The sequence below is a fragment of the Paenibacillus luteus genome (assembly GCF_006542765.1).
Lineage (GTDB): Bacteria > Bacillota > Bacilli > Paenibacillales > Paenibacillaceae > Pristimantibacillus > Pristimantibacillus luteus.
This window is the reverse complement of the sequence record NZ_SKCD01000066.1, coordinates 14,140-29,875: the sequence shown is the minus strand read 5'-3', so window position 1 is coordinate 29,875 and position 15,736 is coordinate 14,140. Positions and strand designations below refer to the sequence as shown.

Below are 15,736 nucleotides of genomic sequence, written 5' to 3'. Positions count from 1 at the left end.
TTAAAGACATTATATAATGATGGCGTGTCATACAACACGAGTGGAATTCAAACCACAATATAAAGGCGATGTTACCTGTACAGGTACAACCTCGAGCACATAATGTGTAGCCGAGGTTGTGCCTTTTTTTGTTGTCCAATCGCCATAGGAGGTGCACCATTTTAACGCTATGTTTACTTCTTCGATAAGATTTGTTTAATCACAAAACATTTAAAAGGGGTGCAACAATGGGAAAAAGCAAAAAATGGGTTTCCGTACTTATTTGTTCCTTGCTCGTTCTGGCGCTTGCCGCGTGTAATGCTTCTGAACCGAAAACAAACGAAAATAACGGGAAATCGTCTACTCCAGAGCCAGTAACTGAAGGCAATGACGAAGAACTGAAGCCTGAAGCTGGGGCAAAGCTGGTCATTTGGGAAGCGCCGGAACAGCAAGACTATATGCAGAAGGTCGGCAAGGCATTCGAAGAAAAATATGGAGTTCCCGTAACCGTAGAAGTCGTAGCCGGCGGTGACCAAGGCAGCCGCTTATCGACGGATGGCCCTTCCAAAACAGCCGCCGACGTACTCACGCTTCCCCATGACCAAATTGGTTTAGCCGTAAAAGCAGGATTGCTTTTGCCAAATGATGTTTTCGAAGAGGAAACCAAAGCAGCAAATCTCGAAACGGCGGTCGTCGCTTCCTCATTCGACAACGTTCTGTACGGCTATCCGAAATCGGTAGAAACCTATGCCATGTTCTACAACAAGGATCTCTTTCCAGAAGCGCCCAAGACTTGGGAGGAGATCGTCACCTTTGCCAACACGTACAATGATCCGGCTAAAAATAAATATGCCATCATGTGGGAGTTTGTCGGCTACTACACATACCCTTTTATTGGCAGCTATGGCGGGTATATGTTCGGCGACAACAATACGAATGGCGCTGACATTGGACTAAACAAAGGGGATGTGGTCGAAGGATTCGAGTATCTGCGAACGCTCAAAAAAATTGTTCCAATGAATGCCGGTGACATCACATACGATGTCAAGACACAACTCTTTAAAGAAGGCAAGCTTGCCCTTAATATTGATGGACCTTGGTCGGTCGCCGCGTTTAAGGACAGCGTAAACTTCGGTGTAGCACCGCTTCCTAAATTTCCGAACGGCAATGATTCCGTCTCCTTCTCAGGCGTGAAATCCTATTATGTCAACTCTTACACCGCTTACCCCATAGCTGCAAGGTTGTTCGCCAGCTTCGCCAGCAGCAAGGAAAACCAACTGCTCAACTATGAGCTGACTGGAGCCATTCCAACAAATAAAGAAGCTGGAGAAGATCCGCTTATCAAAGAAGATCCGATTACGAGCGGCTTCTTCCAGCAGTTTAGCCATTCCGTGCCTATGTCGTCTGTTCCGGGCGTTGATCTTGTATGGGAAGCTTTGAAAGCAACATTCGTAGCTCTTTGGGATGATCCAAGCCTCGATATTAAAACTACACTCGACAATATGGTCAAAACGATTGAAGACGGACTTAAAGCGAAATAACGGCTGAACAAAGAGCAGCAACGCATATCACTTGGCTTCACCCTCCCTTCAAGGGACCGGGTGAAGTCCTTACTTTTTGAAGAGGAGAGGTTTAGCCTCATGAGCAGCAAAGGCAAAGCGGCAGCACTGTCCACCCTATTGATGGGTCTCGGGCAATTGTACAACCGGCAATGGCTGAAGGGCTTGCTGTTTTTGGCAGCAGGTCTGCTCGGCATCTATTTTTTCATATTTGAGCTCTACGATTATATTTGGGGCTTGATTACGCTAGGCGAGACGCCAAGCGGTTTTGTGAAAGTGGGCAAATTGACCAAGATGGTTGAAGGCGACCATTCGATTTTTATGATGATTAAAGGCTTGGTTGCTTTGCTTGCTGCGCTTCTCATGGCATTATATTACATCCTTAATATTCGTGACGCCTATATCGTTGGTGCCGCACGTGCCGAAGGCAAACGCCCTCACACGTTTAAGCAATCACTTGTTATGCTAGAGCAGAAGCATTTTGCCTATCTTGTGCTTTTGCCCCCTTTTATCGCGATCGCTTTTTTGAGCGTATTGCCATTATTGTTCTCGATCCTGATCGCATTCACCAATTATGCTGATCCCATCTTGCCGCCAGCCAATCTGGTAGACTGGGTAGCCTTTGACAATTTCTCCAAAATGATCAATATGAAGGTCTGGAGCAAAACCTTTGGCGGCGTGCTGCAGTGGACTATCATTTGGGCTATTTTGGCGACAGTAACGACTTATATCGGCGGTGTTCTGGTTGCAATCCTCATTCATCAGCCAGCGATCCGCTTCAAAAAATTTTGGCGTACCGTATTAATCATTCCTTTTGCCATACCGAATATGGTCTCCCTGCTTGTCATGCGCAATATGTTCAATAATCAGTTTGGACCCATCAACAGTTATTTGAAATTTTTCGGCCTTAAAGGGTTGCCTTGGCTGACCGATCCCTTCTGGGCTAAAGTCACCGTCATCCTCGTCAATATGTGGATGGGCATTCCCATTACCATGATACTGGCCTTTGGCGTATTGTCCACCATTCCACGCGATTTGTATGAAGCTGCCGATGCTGATGGCGCGGGCGCTATCCATAAATTCCGTTACATTACGATGCCGATGGTATTGTTCTCTACCGCCCCGCTTCTCATTATGCAATTCGCAGGCAATATCAACAATTTCAACGTGATTTATTTGCTCACTAATGGCGAGCCGGTCAATATCCATTACCAATTCGCAGGCCATACGGACTTGCTGGTGACATGGCTGTATAAGCTGGCACTTAATCAATCGCAGTTCAGCTTCGCTTCTGTCATTGGCATATTCATCTTCATGATCGTCGCGACCTTCTCGATCTGGAGCTACACGCGTACGCGATCCTATAAAGAGGAGGACATGATCCAATGAGAACATCATCGGCCAAATGGAAGCTGCGCACAAGCTATTTCATTCTAAGTGTCCTAACCGTTATCAGCGTATTCCCTGCTTTATGGATTATCTTGTCATCACTGAAAACCGGGAACAGCCTATATAGCGACACCTTTATCCCACGCGAGTTTACGTTTCAGCATTACATCGATTTATTCGAGAAAACCATGTACCCGGCATGGTTTCTAAACACGCTCAAGGTCGCTTTTTTCTCCACTCTAATCGGAACCTTCCTCCTCCTGTTCGCATCGTATGCGATATCGAGGTTCCGCTTTGTCGGTCGAAAGACAACGCTCAAGCTGTTTCTTGTCTTGCAAATGTTCCCAGGTTTCATGGCTATGATCGCTATCTTTGTCCTGCTTAATGCGATGAGCCTGCTAAATTCCCATTGGGCGCTCATTCTTGTGTACAGCACCGGAGCTATCATTACGAATGTTTTTGTCGCCAAAGGCTTCTTCGATACGATTCCGAAGAGCTTGGAGGACGCGGCACGGATCGATGGCGCCAGCCACTTAAAGGTATTTTTCAGCATTATAATCCCGCTGTCGAAACCGATGCTAACCTATGCCAGCCTGATGATTTTCAACGGGGCTTTCGTCGATTTTATTTTCGCGGATTTGATTCTGCGCACCGAAGAACAGCGAACCCTTGCGGTTGGACTATACAAAATGGTCAGTCAGCGCAACTCTACCGAATTTACTCTGTTTGCCTCAGGGGCCGTGCTTGTCGCCATTCCGGTAACCTTGCTGTTTCTGTTCTTGCAGCGTTTCCTGATCGAGGGTCTGACTGCGGGGGCAACCAAAGGATAGCAACAACAAAAAAGAGGCCTTCGCAGGCCTCTCTTCGCTTGTAGCCATTTCAATTCGATTTGCTGACGACATCCTGCGAGATTTGCTCAAGCGTAATGTCCGCAAGCTTATCCTCCATCGCTTTCTGAGCTTCGCTAAAGGCCGTTTCAAGCGAGGATTGGATGTGCCGGCCAACGGTGCACGCTGGGTTTGGTTTCTCATGGATAGCAAATAACTCATCCTGTCCATGGTTATGGACGGCACTATAAATATCGTAGAGCGTAATCTCGCTCGCTGGCCTTGTCAGGGTAGCCCCTGCAACACCTGCATTTGTGGAAACGAGTCCTGCTTTGTTTAACAAGCCCATGATTCTTCGTATGACAACAGGATTCGTATTTACGCTGCCAGCGATCCAATCCGAAGTTAACCGCGCTGCCTTATTCGTCTCCAATAACGTCAAAATATGAACCGCTACCGCAAAACGGTTGCTAGTCAACGTAATCACCTCCTGTCTGTTGTTTATTTCGATCTGCCGCTCAACCTATCATGTAAGCATTATAGTTACATGCCGCAGCAATTGTCAATCGTTTGAAGATGCTTGGGCTACAGGTTCCGCTACAAAGGATACTTTGCCGCCTGAAAGCGAAGCCACTCTTGCCAGCGAATGTACGCGGTAGCCTTGCTGGATCAGCACGTCCCGCCCTGGCTGGAAGGCCTTCTCGATCACAATACCGATTCCAGCAACCACTGCGCCTGATTGTTCTGCTATGCGTGCCAAGCCAAGCGCGGCATCACCGTTTGCAAGAAAGTCATCAATAATAAGCACACGATCCTCCGCATTCAGAAATTTGCGCGACACGGTAACCTCGCTCTCCTCTTGCTTCGTGAACGAATAAATTTTCTCCGTATAAAGATCATCCTTCAACGTCAATGATTTGCGCTTGCGCGCAAAGATCAACGGCACTTGCAGCAAGAGCGCGGCCATCACAGCTGGCGCGATGCCTGAGGATTCAAGTGTAAGCACCTTCGTGATGCCTTCAGCCTCAAATAACTTAGCAAAGGTCTGGCCGATGCTGTGCATAAGCTGCGGGTCCACCTGATGGTTAAGGAAGGAATCCACCTTCAATACGTTCTCTCCAAGGACAATTCCTTCGTCCAAAATCTTTTGCTCCAATTGCTTCACAGCAGTTCCCTCCATTTTTTAAAATTACTGTTGACTATCCCACTATATTCATGATATGATAATTTCTGTTGAAACAAGATATGCGGTCGTGGCGGAATTGGCAGACGCGCTAGATTCAGGTTCTAGTGGTGTAACAGCCGTGGAGGTTCGAGTCCTCTCGACCGCATCCTTATTGAAGAAATTGGACTTATCCACAGGGCCAATGATTTAGTGGTCTTGTAGGGACTCCATTATTGAAGTATAGCACACTATCTTACTGTTTCTCAAAAACAGTTGGAGGTGTGCTTTTTATTATGGTTATAAAATTTGCAATTAAGGATTTTCTACAAGATAGGTTATATAAAAACCTGTCTCCTAACACTGTCGAATCATATCGTTTGGTTTTAGATATGTTCCACAAATACTGTGTTTCACAAGAGATTGTGAATACAGAAGAGATTACTCAGAATGTTGTCAAAGCCTTCCTGATCTATTTACAGAATGAAAAACACAACAATCCCACATCGCGCAATACGAAACTTCGGACACTCAAAACCTTCTTCAACTATCTAGAGGAAATAGAAGTCTATACAGCTAAGCAAAATCCAATCAAAAAAGTTAGTTACGCCAAAGAGGACATAAATATTCAACCGTTTACAGAGTATCACATTAACCAAATGCTCGGGTATTTGAGACGATCCAAACAAAAAGAACGCACAATTTATAATTATCGTGATTACATGATATGTGTATCATTGCTCGGTCTTGGTATCCGTTTAGGAGAAATGGTGAATTTGAAATGGGCTGACATTGATTTCAAGAGTGGCACTTGCTTCATTCTTGGTAAAAAACGTGAACTATCCTCTGTCCCAATTACAGATAAACTACTTAAAGAACTCGCTGAATATCGAATCTTCTGTGAGCATCACTTTAAGACGCTTGGGGCTTATGTATTTCCAACAGACCAAAACACACAACTTTCACCTGATGCTGTCAAATCGTTGTTTAAACGTCTTAAAACGGCAATGGGATTTAAAGATGATATTCGGGTATCTGCTCATACTTTTAGGATTACTTTTGCAGTTAGGTGTATTCAAAATGGAATTGATGCTTTTACATTACAACGTCTTTTACGCCATCAAACTCTTGATATGACAAACCGCTACGTTCGAATGTTTGGAACCGCCTTAAAAACTCAGAATGATAAGTTCAATCCGTTAAACGATATTAATTTGTAGGTAGTGAGCAAGATGGCAATTGATATGTATGGATAATACCTTTTCTCTAAATTAACTTTTATGAACTATGTCCGATATGTTTGAGATGAGCTATTTGACGCAGCAACTTCATAAATTAAACCTAAAGAGCAGGGTTTTATAACTGCTCTTTACCTTTTCAAGCAGCGCCTATATTGTCTTATTAGTTTCCTAACAATCTAGTTACTACCGTTCTTTCAAGCTTCTTAGCGCCTCACTATAGCTTTCCATTTTCTGCTTAGCAATCCCTTACCACTTCTGGTCTAACATTTGATTCTGGAGCGTTTAGAAAGCTTAAAACAATACTACCATCCTCACTTAAACTGAAGCTACAATGATCCCCTGCTTTAACACCTAGTTTCTCAACAATTTCCTGTGGTAAGACGAAGCCAAGCTCCGTACCGATCTCTCTAATAGTAGACATGTTCACTACCATTCAGCTCCTTAACATGTTTATTTAAAGTCTTAACTGAATTCTACTATCGTAACCATTCTAGACAAAAGCCCCATTTCCTTTTCAATCACTATGTAAACAAAAAAAGACCGACTGCAGTCGATCTAATTTTCTTGCTATTTATGTTTAAATAATTCCTTAAGGATATTTTTAGCGAGTAGTAGTGCGTCACCATCCTGCTCATTAAGCAACAGGTAAATTTCCTTTTTTAATTTATCATTTTCAGATAATGTTTCATAATCTGATACATTCGAAAAAAATTCATGAACACTAACGTTAAGGACATTTGCAATCTTAGCGAGATTCAACAAAGAAATATTCTTATGTCCATTTTCCATTCTACCTATATATGAATATGAAAGACCGGCCTTTTCTCCTAATGCTTCCTGCGATAAGCCGGACAACTTTCTGAACTCTCTTATTCGACTTCCAACAAGCTTTAAAAGCGTTTCAGGGTTATTCATTCATCAACACCTACCTCATAATGAGTGTAGTAAATTGATGCCCTCTCTAACACTGAATTTTAGGTCTTAAAATCATGAATGTTCTATATAGGAACAATTATGATATAATATTAATGATTTGTACTTGGTTGACTAAAGGGGCTGAACGCTTTGGCAATATTTCTAGAAAAAAAACAAGCTATAGTTGAAGATTTCAAAAAACATTATCGCGACATGATATCTATCGGTTATCTCAACTCCTATAGATACACAGAAGTAGATAATCTTGATCCTGTGCATTATTTGTCTATATGTCCTAATACGAAACCATCTATTCAATGGTTAATCTTACATAGCTCAAGTGATACATTAGCTGAGACTCCCCTTGAGCTGTATGAGCAGAATTATAATGATATGCTTTCATATTACGAGTATTTCTGTAATTTCACGAAACAACATGGGCATGAGAACGATCAATCATAAGAATGTTAGCAAATGACTATTCTCTGCATAAAGCCTTCTATTATCAAAATTCCCATGAGGTGAAAGATGTCAATTAAATCAGAAGTGAAACGCAAAAAGATACTAATAGAGCAGTTTAAAAGCAAATATGTAGGTCTTAAATCAAATGAAGATATTTTTTGCTATAAATTCAGAAAAGAAAACCTCGCACCTGAGCTATATTTAAGTATCTGTCCTGATGCAAACTTATCTATTCAGTGGTTAATCTCACATAGCTCTTATCAAAGTATTGTTGAAACTTCATATGAACTCTACGCTCATCATTTTAAAGAGATGAAAAACTTTTATGATGAATACTACAGATTTTACCATAAGTGCTTCCCAGAATTAGAACTTGATAGAATTTATGCGCTAAAGGAAATAGAGAATGAAGAACTACAGAAAGAAATAGACGAAGAAAGTATTCGATAAAGGGAGTTTCGAAAAATGAAACTAAAAACAGCTATTACCATCTCAATAATAGGAGCAAGTCTATATGTATGTAGCAATCTGATCGACATGTATCTAAGATTTGTAAGTGGTGTTGATTACTTCATGCTAGGAAGCATCTATAGCTATTTATCCTCTGCAAGTGTAATCTTTGATTTTCTCTTCTCGTTGACTCTATTAAATCTATTCGTTTCGTTTTTGAAATCGCAGAAGAAAAGGAGCTTGTAACATGAGTTCTGAATTTGAAGATTTGCTTCACAGCAATAATGACTCTACAGCATCTTCTCTAGATGTTATACGATCAAACACCAATAGAATTCATAAGCTCTTATACTACACTGGCCTATCAATATGTGGACTAGCATTTATATTCGGTATTGTAGCTGCCAGTGAAATTGACTACTATGACGAATTAGAATTTACCTTTTCCATAGCAGTCCAATGGTGGATAGGCGGATTTATTACAGGCATCTTCTTTATTGCACTTGGAGAAATCATCAAAATCCTGCACGACATTCGATTAAAGCTAAACAAATAAGCAAACATACTGAACACAAAGAAGAAGACAGCCTATAAACAGCTGTCTTCATTTGCGTCTTTTAGACATCTTAACTAGCCAATGATAGTTCGCAGATCCTTATATATACTTATATAAAGAACTGCGAACCATTTTTATTCTGATTGTATCTATTAATACTACCCTCTAAAAGGTTCTTACGCCTTTGGAAGCATCCTTATATTTCTTTGTTGAGATAATCGTAATAACTATCACAACACCTTCACCTTTGGGTGCTACAATCGCAACAATCCCATTTTTCAAGAACCAACGAATCTTAGACTTGATCGGCGGCATCCTCTCAATATCTTTAATAAGCTGATTCCTATTAATAACCTGCTGTTTGATTCGTTGTTCGGTATGTTCTGATAGTAATACTTTCACTTTGGATCACCACCGTACAGATAATATTACATTGATACATGTTTAGTTAATCAATCGGTAAATCCTTGTTCGTTAGTACTGCATCCACTACCATAATTTCACCAATCTTCGAGATTTGATGAACATACTTATCATTAATAAAGAGTGTCTTGTGATAGGAACTAAGGATATCACTTTCCGTTCTACGCAAAGCAACCACAACACTTATCTTATCTTTATAATCTGCATGATTAAAGAAGCCATTAGACTTACGGTACCATGACCTCTTGCCGTCTGGTGAATACGTAAACACCTCGGTTCCAAAGCATGCTTCACTGATATCAATATCATCATAATGATCTGCTTCTATTGCGATGATATTGATCATACAGTCACTATTATTCCATGTATAAACTCCAGCTGCTCTCTTCATAGAATTAAACGCCTGAGACGTATGTTCATTAGTAACATTAACCATATGTAGATCGCCAGTCACTCCTATTGTTAAGTGCCTTAATTGCCTTTCTGGGGAGTCAATAAATTTAATAACAGCCTTAGTATGTTGATTGGTTGGGTAGTAAAACTTTATATTGTCCTCGTTAAGCATTACTTTTGAGCTAACAAACGCTATAAACTCTGTAATATCTACTTCACTAAAATCCTCTTCAAACTGGATAGAACAGTATTTATCAAGTGCTATTTGCTTAAATCTCCTTTGTATTTCCTCTACAATGTTTGCTCGCCTATTTTCTCTTTCACTACTCGATAATCTCTTCATTTGTATGCAATAATAGACTTCATTCTTTTTTAAAACAAAATCTGTTCTATTAAATTCTTCGGGTTCATATTGAAGATGGCCATCTGGATGATTATATCGTGCTAACTCAATACCAAAATTACTTTCGGCCAGGTAACTTAAAAATGTTCTCGACGACACCTTTGTATTATCTATTAAAACTTTGTTTAATGCGGACAAACCGTGAGATTCGATTTCGCGCATCTGATTTGCTAACTTTTTTATCAGATCACTGGAATCATTATGTATTGTTTTTTCTAATATCTGCTTAGCTTTTAAAAGATAATCATTCTCAATGACGATCACCACACCTAATACTAATTATTTTAATTTTTAAAGCTAAGCTAGAAAGTATTATCACTGTAGTAATCTAAAGTAACACTTTCATTACTTTTCACCCAAATCATCACTATCCCTAATTTCTCCAATACAGCCCTAATCTGATTAATTACCTTTCTATGACTGTCATTATCAGGTAAGGCAATTGCAACTTTAAATAGCTCTCCTTGCTTTTGCTGAATCAGTTTAGCGGTTGTAAGCAAAGCCCTTGATATGTGCGAATCTATTTGATTAGCGTTGAATGGCTTACCATAACGGCTACTTGTTAGGCTGGCACTTGTTTCTCCTTTTGCTTCTACATATAAGGTTACTTCATTCTTACATGCAATGATGTCGATGCCTTTTGCTGATGTATGGAGTGACTGAACGATGTCAAAGCCTAATTCTTCTATCTTTGAACAAGCTGCTGATATAACATCATTTTCCGTTAGCAAGACCATACCTCCATTTATAAATCTTGTGATTACCATTATTTCTAATTTAGCCTTGCGGATTCCACGCTTATGATATCATCCTCTGGAACCATAAAGACCTCATTGCTATTTGAAATCTTCACATAACCATCCATCTCTTTACCAGCTACAGCTTCCAACAACCCCTCATGTTTTGCTCCTGTATCAAGCGTCAATAAAACCATCTTGCCGAATTAATCATCTATTATCATCAGAACACCTCCTTTAGATGGAACCATTCGACAAAAAGTGTAAATTACCTCCATTCACTCATTGCTAGAGTCAAATTTTCCTTCAGTAATATCTATTGAAAGTTGTGTTAGTAAAATCTTTTTAGCAAAGCACATCAGAACGATATCCTACTCAGCTTCCTTAGTGTATTGATCAGTCTTTAATTTCAACAAGTCAACACTAAACTCAAGGTAGTTCATCAGCTTTTGACGTTAAATGCTCAATGTCAGCACCCTCGATGTCTCTAATATCAAACCATTCTCCGTCAACCATAAATCGTTGCTTAAACTGATCTACACGATCCACTATTCCGATTACTTCAAGTTTTTCAAACTCATGATACATTTTGAGCTTGATTTCCTTTCGCAGCTCCACAGACTCGACAATTACACGTGAAATATCTTCTCACTCCTGCTCATCAAGATTTATACGTTGGAGCTTCTGATTTTTACGATTCAATTCATTTAAGGCAACTTTATGCTCAGGCAGCATCATCCTACTGCTCTCCCACAAACCGTTTCCTTCAAGCTTCTTTCTTTATCTATCCCCATTTCAGCACCGCACCTCATGATTGATGCTATTAAAACATACGAACACACTCTCTCTATTCAAGGGCTAAGCATTGGCATTTCAAAACTACTGCAAGCAATGGAATAAAATTTATAAGACAAAAAGAAACCACATGAAGTTGATATACTCGCATGTGGCAATTAAACTTTAGTTTGTAAATCCAGTAATGAACCCTAAATCAACCCCTTTAATCGCGTATAAATAAGCTTGAAATTCCGAGAAGATAACAAGTAGTATGATCGAAGGGATTACATATTTAATAGTTCGAAAAGTACTTGAGAAAATATGATCCTTTTCTTCAACTACATAATATAAGACGTTCCCAACAGTAAATGCAAACAGAAATGCGAGAAGTTTAATAGGAATAAAATATTTCCAGTCAGGCACTCCAGTAATTGTAAAGCTAATAAAATATCCAATTGCGTAACCTATTGCAAAAAATTTGTAGCGCATGATTCTTGATTCACCCATTTCCAGTGTATCCAGTATTCAGTTTAATGATATCCATGTTTTATTTACATTCAATTAAATCATGCTGGCATCCAACTTTGGGGTCACCAATTATAAGCCAATTTTTTTCTTTTACATTTAAATGCTCTTCACAGTAATCTTCAGCATCCTCTACCAATTCAAACCAGTAGTCTGCAAAACATGGCTTATCTTCGTGTGTATCATATAAAAAAACGTATACTCCTTTATTCGTTTCATATATCATTACTTTTTTTATATTGTTAACTCGTTCTTCAAGAACTACATATTTCCTCATACATTTCCCCCTTAATCAAATTGCTCTTTTATTCCGAAGCTATCTTACTAATCAATCCTTCGATTGTCCCACTACATTTTTCCACCTCTCGTAGATGGTAGAACGTACTTGTGTTATTAAAGTTATTGATTTCATTATCTGGCGAATAGAGATAAATCTTTTTCCCTAATCCTAAAGCAATGCCTAATTCAACATGGCTTCCTTTCCCTGCTGGATATATCACGACCATACAATCTGATTCAATTATAGCTTCTTTTTCCTTTTCTCCTATATCCCTAAGTTGTTCATAAGTTGTTACATCTTTGTTTTCTGTCCAATCGTAAGTTTGTGTAAATCCTCTATCACGCAACTTTCTTGCTACTTCTCGAACAACTTCAACATTTTTGAAACTTGAAGCCACATAGAATTTCAATTTATTTCCCCCTTCTCTCTAGTAAAAATAGTGCTTTCATATAAGAAAGAAAATAACTACTTGTTCTACGGTTCACCGTTATGTGTCTAAACACAAATTACAGTTTGACCACAATATATATATCAATGTATAAAGACAAAGCCACTCCTAACAATGGAGTGGTTTCTTTACTTCCTTCATTATACGTGTAGAACTAATCGGTTAGCCAATTCTCTCGCAAATTCCTTTTTTGCATCCAACTTCAATTCATTAAACACTCTAGCCATGCGTTCCTGTGCTTTTCCCATGTTACCTATTGAACAGTAGAGTACCGTTAAATAATGGGGATTCTCGTAAACCCCATCTCTCTCACGTAACTCCATTACTTTGATTACGTCATTAATGGTTTCAAATTTGCGAAAGTGAGGGAATATATACTCTGTAATATCTTTTGTTATCATTCGTTTAAGTTGTTCAACGTCAGTATCAATAGTCAATCTATACCAACTATCACTTTTCGTTAGTTCTGTGGCACGAATCCGTAAAACTGAGCTTACTTCCATTGGAAATGATGGTTGCTGATAAAGAAACACCGTTCCGAATAATTTCTCTATATAAATGCCTGTATTAAAAAAGAACTCAACTTCATCTTGTGTATTCCACTTCGATAACTGAATGTTCACTGTTGCAGAGAAGTCAGAACCGGTTAAACCCCTTTATTGTGGACACTGCACCTCTTATTCGACTTTGATCATAGTATTGCTTTAAAATGCTCCGATTTTCTCGAAAATGCACATTTTGAATTGATCTGAGCTAGACTTTCACTTGCTTCGGTTGAACAGTCCCATTTTTGACCGCCTCCATATATTCGTACGGAGAGAAGTCATAGATGCTGCCGTGTAGACGAATACGATTGTAATCTTGAATAAATTGACTAACGATCTCATAGGCCTGCGGGTAGGTATCAAATTCATGGCGACGATAGCATTCAAGTTCGATGACGGCATGATAGGATTCAATATAAGCATTTTTATTCGGCGTGTTAGGAGGTATACGCTCATGAACCATAGTAAATGCCATACAGGCCTCTGCAAACCGATGACTGATAAACTGCGGACCATTATCAGAACGTATGACAGGTTTAGCTTCTTGATCCAATAGCTGACGCTTCATGAGCGCTTCCTTTGTAATCTGGACAAGATGTACAGCTTCGCAAGTTAGCCCTATGTGATAGGCGATGATAGCGCGATCAAACACATCTATAATACTCATTAGGAAGAAAAATCGCTGCTCACCATGAATCCAACCATACTTAATATCGACCTCCCACAATTGATTGGAGCCCGTTATGACGCGAGTGTTCGCAAGTCGCTTAGGATACTTGATGGTGATTTTGCGCTGTGGTCGGAGCACATCCATGAGCTTGCATAGACGATACACTTTTTTCTTGTTGATCTTCAGTTTATGGCGTCTTCGAAGAAGCACGGTAAGCTTTCGGTAACCGTATGCTGCGCCTTCTCCGGCCAGGAACTCCGTGATCCATTCACAGATCTGTTCATCGCTAACAGGTTTGCCTTCTTGTGTATAGGAGTAACCAGGCGCCGGACGACCGACCCTGTGGATCATTTTGGCTTCAGCCTGCAATCGATTCACATAGAAATAATACGTAGATCGCTCCACTTCTACGATCCGCAGAACAAATCGGATGTTGTGTCCTTGTTCAATATATTTCCGGGCAATCTCTATTTTATCCGCAAGTGCGGGTTCATTTTTTTTAGTAGGTCTTTGAGAATATCCCTCTCTAGGGCTTGCTCTGCAAAGAGCTTCTTCAGTTTTTCATTTTCTTTTTCGAGCTGTGCATAATCTTCAGCAGTAGGAACAAACTTCGCTTGCTTGACGCTGTTCCCGTCCAATTGATCCAAGTCCTTACGATTCAGTTCTCTTGCCCATCTTAGAACCATCTTAGGATCAAGCTCATGCTGACGCGCTACGGCTGTCATGTTGCCAATCTCTTTCCCTTTGGCCACAACCATTTTCTTGTAATTTAAATCGTACTGTTTCTTCTTCATCGCTCGTTCCCCTCCGCTTATTTTCATTGTATCTAAGTAAGGGGTGTACTGTCCAAGTCTTAATGGGGGCTAAATAGGAACAAACGTGAGCAAAGTTATTGCCCTGCTTCTTAAACCCTTCTATTTTAAATAAGGGAGCAATGGTTTCTTTTATGACTTGTTTTAAAACATTCTGCATTGTATTCATAACAGTCCCCTTAACGATGATATTCAATCTTCATTCATCCAAGTTAACCTCATTATACCTATCAAAAATACGTTCAAACTCGCCTTCTTTGATTAAATGTCCAATAACTTCCTCAATACGATTACGACTACATTCATCAACAAGAAGCATATCACTGCCCCAAAAGTACTTACCACGTAAGCACTCGCCAGTTTGCTTATTCTTTGCAGCAAGCGTTTGTATGTTTTTGTATGTAAAAAACGATGCAATCCATCTCGATCTATCTTCAAACGTTACAATAACATCAGTATTGTCGTCGTTTATATCCCATTGTCCTTCAGCCCATTCTTCTGCTTCAATTCAAATAGAATACTGTTTTGACATTATTAAAAACCACCTCATCTATTCTCAGTTTAAATATACCATATGCTGGATTAACTAAGGGAGCATATAATAAGAACCTTGAATTTTAATATAAAGAAATGATATATTACTAATGATTCAGAGTTAACATTGTCGCCATTCCCCCCAAGAGAGTTAAGGAGGTGCGATCAATGTTAAATCTATCAATAGTCTGTACTTTACCCTTTGGTTTCTTAATTGCAGTTACTATAGTAATAGTTGTCCTTTTAACAAGAAAAAAACAAGTTAGTAAATGTAAGTTAGAACAATAAGTTTCTATCCCTTAGCATAAACCTTTACAGTTAACTCTATATCCATTTTCACTCTCTTAAGGGGGGAGTGTCATGGATAAGAATAAAAAATGTTAAAAGGCTAAATTATATGAGCATCCGAATAAACTAAAAAAGCTACTACTCGCTGTTGGAGTAATGGCTTTTTTTTGCATTTAACTTTTTATAATCATATATTCAAGTTTTAGATGTGCTACCCCCTAATAAGAAACCGCTTTTGATCCAAAAGGTAGAAACCACCGCCCCCTACCCTAGGGATACATGCCTTTTAAAAGTGGAGTTTTATCAATACTTCCTAACCATGTGACTTAGCTATTCAAGAAAAATGGCCGTATTCTCAGTG

18 protein-coding genes, 1 tRNA gene and 1 pseudogene are annotated in these 15,736 nt (G+C 39.6%); 7 read left to right on the top strand and 13 right to left on the bottom strand.

Annotated features, from left to right (window positions below):
* Window positions 1–227: 227 nt before the first annotated feature.
* The 3 genes from E0496_RS30495 (at window position 228) to E0496_RS30485 (ending at window position 3,757) form a co-directional block, all read left to right on the top strand.
* Entirely contained in the window at window positions 228–1,520 is a 1,293-nt protein-coding gene (locus tag E0496_RS30495) for a sugar ABC transporter substrate-binding protein (protein WP_141505745.1), read from the top strand.
* Window positions 1,521–1,619: 99 nt separating this feature from the next.
* Entirely contained in the window at window positions 1,620–2,927 is a 1,308-nt protein-coding gene (locus E0496_RS30490) for a carbohydrate ABC transporter permease (RefSeq protein ID WP_141505744.1), read from the top strand.
* Window positions 2,924–3,757, top strand: a complete 834-nt coding sequence (locus tag E0496_RS30485) for a sugar ABC transporter permease (protein WP_141505743.1) — start codon at window positions 2,924–2,926, stop codon at window positions 3,755–3,757. Before E0496_RS30490 ends, E0496_RS30485 begins: the two co-directional genes overlap by 4 nt.
* A 49-nt stretch (window positions 3,758–3,806) precedes the next feature.
* On the opposite strand, the gene E0496_RS30480 is transcribed toward E0496_RS30485, so the two are convergent.
* Together E0496_RS30480 and E0496_RS30475 are read right to left on the bottom strand one after the other, a co-directional pair.
* Window positions 3,807–4,232, bottom strand: a complete 426-nt coding sequence (locus E0496_RS30480) for an Rrf2 family transcriptional regulator (protein ID WP_141505742.1) — start codon at window positions 4,230–4,232, stop codon at window positions 3,807–3,809.
* An 84-nt stretch (window positions 4,233–4,316) separates the two neighbouring features.
* The gene (locus tag E0496_RS30475) at window positions 4,317–4,919 is read right to left on the bottom strand and encodes a xanthine phosphoribosyltransferase (RefSeq protein WP_141505741.1); all 603 of its coding nucleotides are present in this window, start codon (window positions 4,917–4,919) and stop codon (window positions 4,317–4,319) included.
* 82 nt (window positions 4,920–5,001) lie between these two features.
* Here E0496_RS30475 and E0496_RS30470 point away from each other — a divergent pair.
* Both E0496_RS30470 and E0496_RS30465 read left to right on the top strand, forming a co-directional pair.
* A tRNA-Leu gene (locus tag E0496_RS30470) sits at window positions 5,002–5,085 on the top strand.
* Window positions 5,086–5,212: 127 nt separating this feature from the next.
* A complete protein-coding gene (locus E0496_RS30465; RefSeq protein ID WP_141505740.1) occupies window positions 5,213–6,136 on the top strand; it encodes a tyrosine-type recombinase/integrase in 924 nt (307 codons plus the stop codon).
* A gap of 588 nt (window positions 6,137–6,724) precedes the next feature.
* Here the strand turns inward: E0496_RS30465 and E0496_RS30460 are convergent.
* Complete coding sequence (locus E0496_RS30460; protein ID WP_141505739.1) at window positions 6,725–7,072, bottom strand: helix-turn-helix domain-containing protein; 348 nt, start codon at window positions 7,070–7,072, stop codon at window positions 6,725–6,727.
* A gap of 528 nt (window positions 7,073–7,600) precedes the next feature.
* Here E0496_RS30460 and E0496_RS30455 point away from each other — a divergent pair.
* Window positions 7,601–7,984 (top strand): hypothetical protein, encoded by a 384-nt coding sequence (locus tag E0496_RS30455; protein ID WP_141505738.1) that lies wholly within the window; start codon window positions 7,601–7,603, stop codon window positions 7,982–7,984.
* Between the two features lie 247 nt (window positions 7,985–8,231).
* A complete protein-coding gene (locus E0496_RS30450) occupies window positions 8,232–8,540 on the top strand; it encodes a hypothetical protein (RefSeq protein WP_141505737.1) in 309 nt (102 codons plus the stop codon).
* A gap of 165 nt (window positions 8,541–8,705) precedes the next feature.
* On the opposite strand, the gene E0496_RS30445 is transcribed toward E0496_RS30450, so the two are convergent.
* The 10 genes and pseudogenes from E0496_RS30445 to E0496_RS30405 form a co-directional block, all read right to left on the bottom strand.
* The gene (locus E0496_RS30445) at window positions 8,706–8,942 is read right to left on the bottom strand and encodes a hypothetical protein (RefSeq protein WP_141505736.1); all 237 of its coding nucleotides are present in this window, start codon (window positions 8,940–8,942) and stop codon (window positions 8,706–8,708) included.
* 46 nt (window positions 8,943–8,988) lie between these two features.
* Window positions 8,989–10,026, bottom strand: coding sequence for a hypothetical protein (locus tag E0496_RS30440; RefSeq protein WP_206669917.1), 1,038 nt, complete (start codon window positions 10,024–10,026; stop codon window positions 8,989–8,991).
* A gap of 35 nt (window positions 10,027–10,061) precedes the next feature.
* Window positions 10,062–10,490: a hypothetical protein gene (locus E0496_RS30435; RefSeq protein WP_141505734.1), complete on the bottom strand. Its 429-nt coding sequence runs from the start codon at window positions 10,488–10,490 to the stop codon at window positions 10,062–10,064.
* Between the two features lie 41 nt (window positions 10,491–10,531).
* The gene (locus tag E0496_RS36295) at window positions 10,532–10,693 is read right to left on the bottom strand and encodes a hypothetical protein (RefSeq protein ID WP_206669916.1); all 162 of its coding nucleotides are present in this window, start codon (window positions 10,691–10,693) and stop codon (window positions 10,532–10,534) included.
* Window positions 10,694–10,925: 232 nt separating this feature from the next.
* The gene (locus E0496_RS36755; protein WP_241675043.1) at window positions 10,926–11,114 is read right to left on the bottom strand and encodes a hypothetical protein; all 189 of its coding nucleotides are present in this window, start codon (window positions 11,112–11,114) and stop codon (window positions 10,926–10,928) included.
* A 706-nt stretch (window positions 11,115–11,820) separates the two neighbouring features.
* Window positions 11,821–12,075, bottom strand: a complete 255-nt coding sequence (locus E0496_RS30425) for a hypothetical protein (RefSeq protein WP_141505733.1) — start codon at window positions 12,073–12,075, stop codon at window positions 11,821–11,823.
* A 28-nt stretch (window positions 12,076–12,103) separates the two neighbouring features.
* A complete protein-coding gene (locus E0496_RS30420) occupies window positions 12,104–12,487 on the bottom strand; it encodes a nucleoside 2-deoxyribosyltransferase (RefSeq protein ID WP_141505732.1) in 384 nt (127 codons plus the stop codon).
* A 179-nt stretch (window positions 12,488–12,666) separates the two neighbouring features.
* Window positions 12,667–13,152, bottom strand: a pseudogene (locus tag E0496_RS30415) (DUF4304 domain-containing protein); the annotation flags it as partial.
* A 127-nt stretch (window positions 13,153–13,279) separates the two neighbouring features.
* Window positions 13,280–14,155, bottom strand: a complete 876-nt coding sequence (locus E0496_RS30410) for a DDE-type integrase/transposase/recombinase (RefSeq protein WP_241675057.1) — start codon at window positions 14,153–14,155, stop codon at window positions 13,280–13,282.
* Between the two features lie 53 nt (window positions 14,156–14,208).
* A complete protein-coding gene (locus tag E0496_RS30405; RefSeq protein ID WP_161601644.1) occupies window positions 14,209–14,535 on the bottom strand; it encodes a transposase in 327 nt (108 codons plus the stop codon).
* Between the last annotated feature and the right edge of the window lie 1,201 nt (window positions 14,536–15,736).

Excerpts from the sequence above, each read along its gene's own strand:
- E0496_RS30425 (WP_141505733.1), bottom strand. The coding sequence starts at position 12,075 with ATGAGGAAATATGTAGTTCTTGAAGAACGAGTTAACAATATAAAAAAA.
- E0496_RS30465 (WP_141505740.1), top strand. The coding sequence starts at position 5,213 with ATGGTTATAAAATTTGCAATTAAGGATTTTCTACAAGATAGGTTATAT.
- E0496_RS30495 (WP_141505745.1), top strand. The coding sequence starts at position 228 with ATGGGAAAAAGCAAAAAATGGGTTTCCGTACTTATTTGTTCCTTGCTC.
- E0496_RS36295 (WP_206669916.1), bottom strand. The coding sequence starts at position 10,693 with ATGGTTTTATTGACGCTTGATACAGGAGCAAAACATGAGGGGTTGTTG.
- E0496_RS30490 (WP_141505744.1), top strand. The coding sequence starts at position 1,620 with ATGAGCAGCAAAGGCAAAGCGGCAGCACTGTCCACCCTATTGATGGGT.
- E0496_RS30455 (WP_141505738.1), top strand. The coding sequence starts at position 7,601 with ATGTCAATTAAATCAGAAGTGAAACGCAAAAAGATACTAATAGAGCAG.
- E0496_RS30450 (WP_141505737.1), top strand. The coding sequence starts at position 8,232 with ATGAGTTCTGAATTTGAAGATTTGCTTCACAGCAATAATGACTCTACA.
- E0496_RS30485 (WP_141505743.1), top strand. The coding sequence starts at position 2,924 with ATGAGAACATCATCGGCCAAATGGAAGCTGCGCACAAGCTATTTCATT.
- E0496_RS30460 (WP_141505739.1), bottom strand. The coding sequence starts at position 7,072 with ATGAATAACCCTGAAACGCTTTTAAAGCTTGTTGGAAGTCGAATAAGA.
- E0496_RS30405 (WP_161601644.1), bottom strand. The coding sequence starts at position 14,535 with ATGAAGAAGAAACAGTACGATTTAAATTACAAGAAAATGGTTGTGGCC.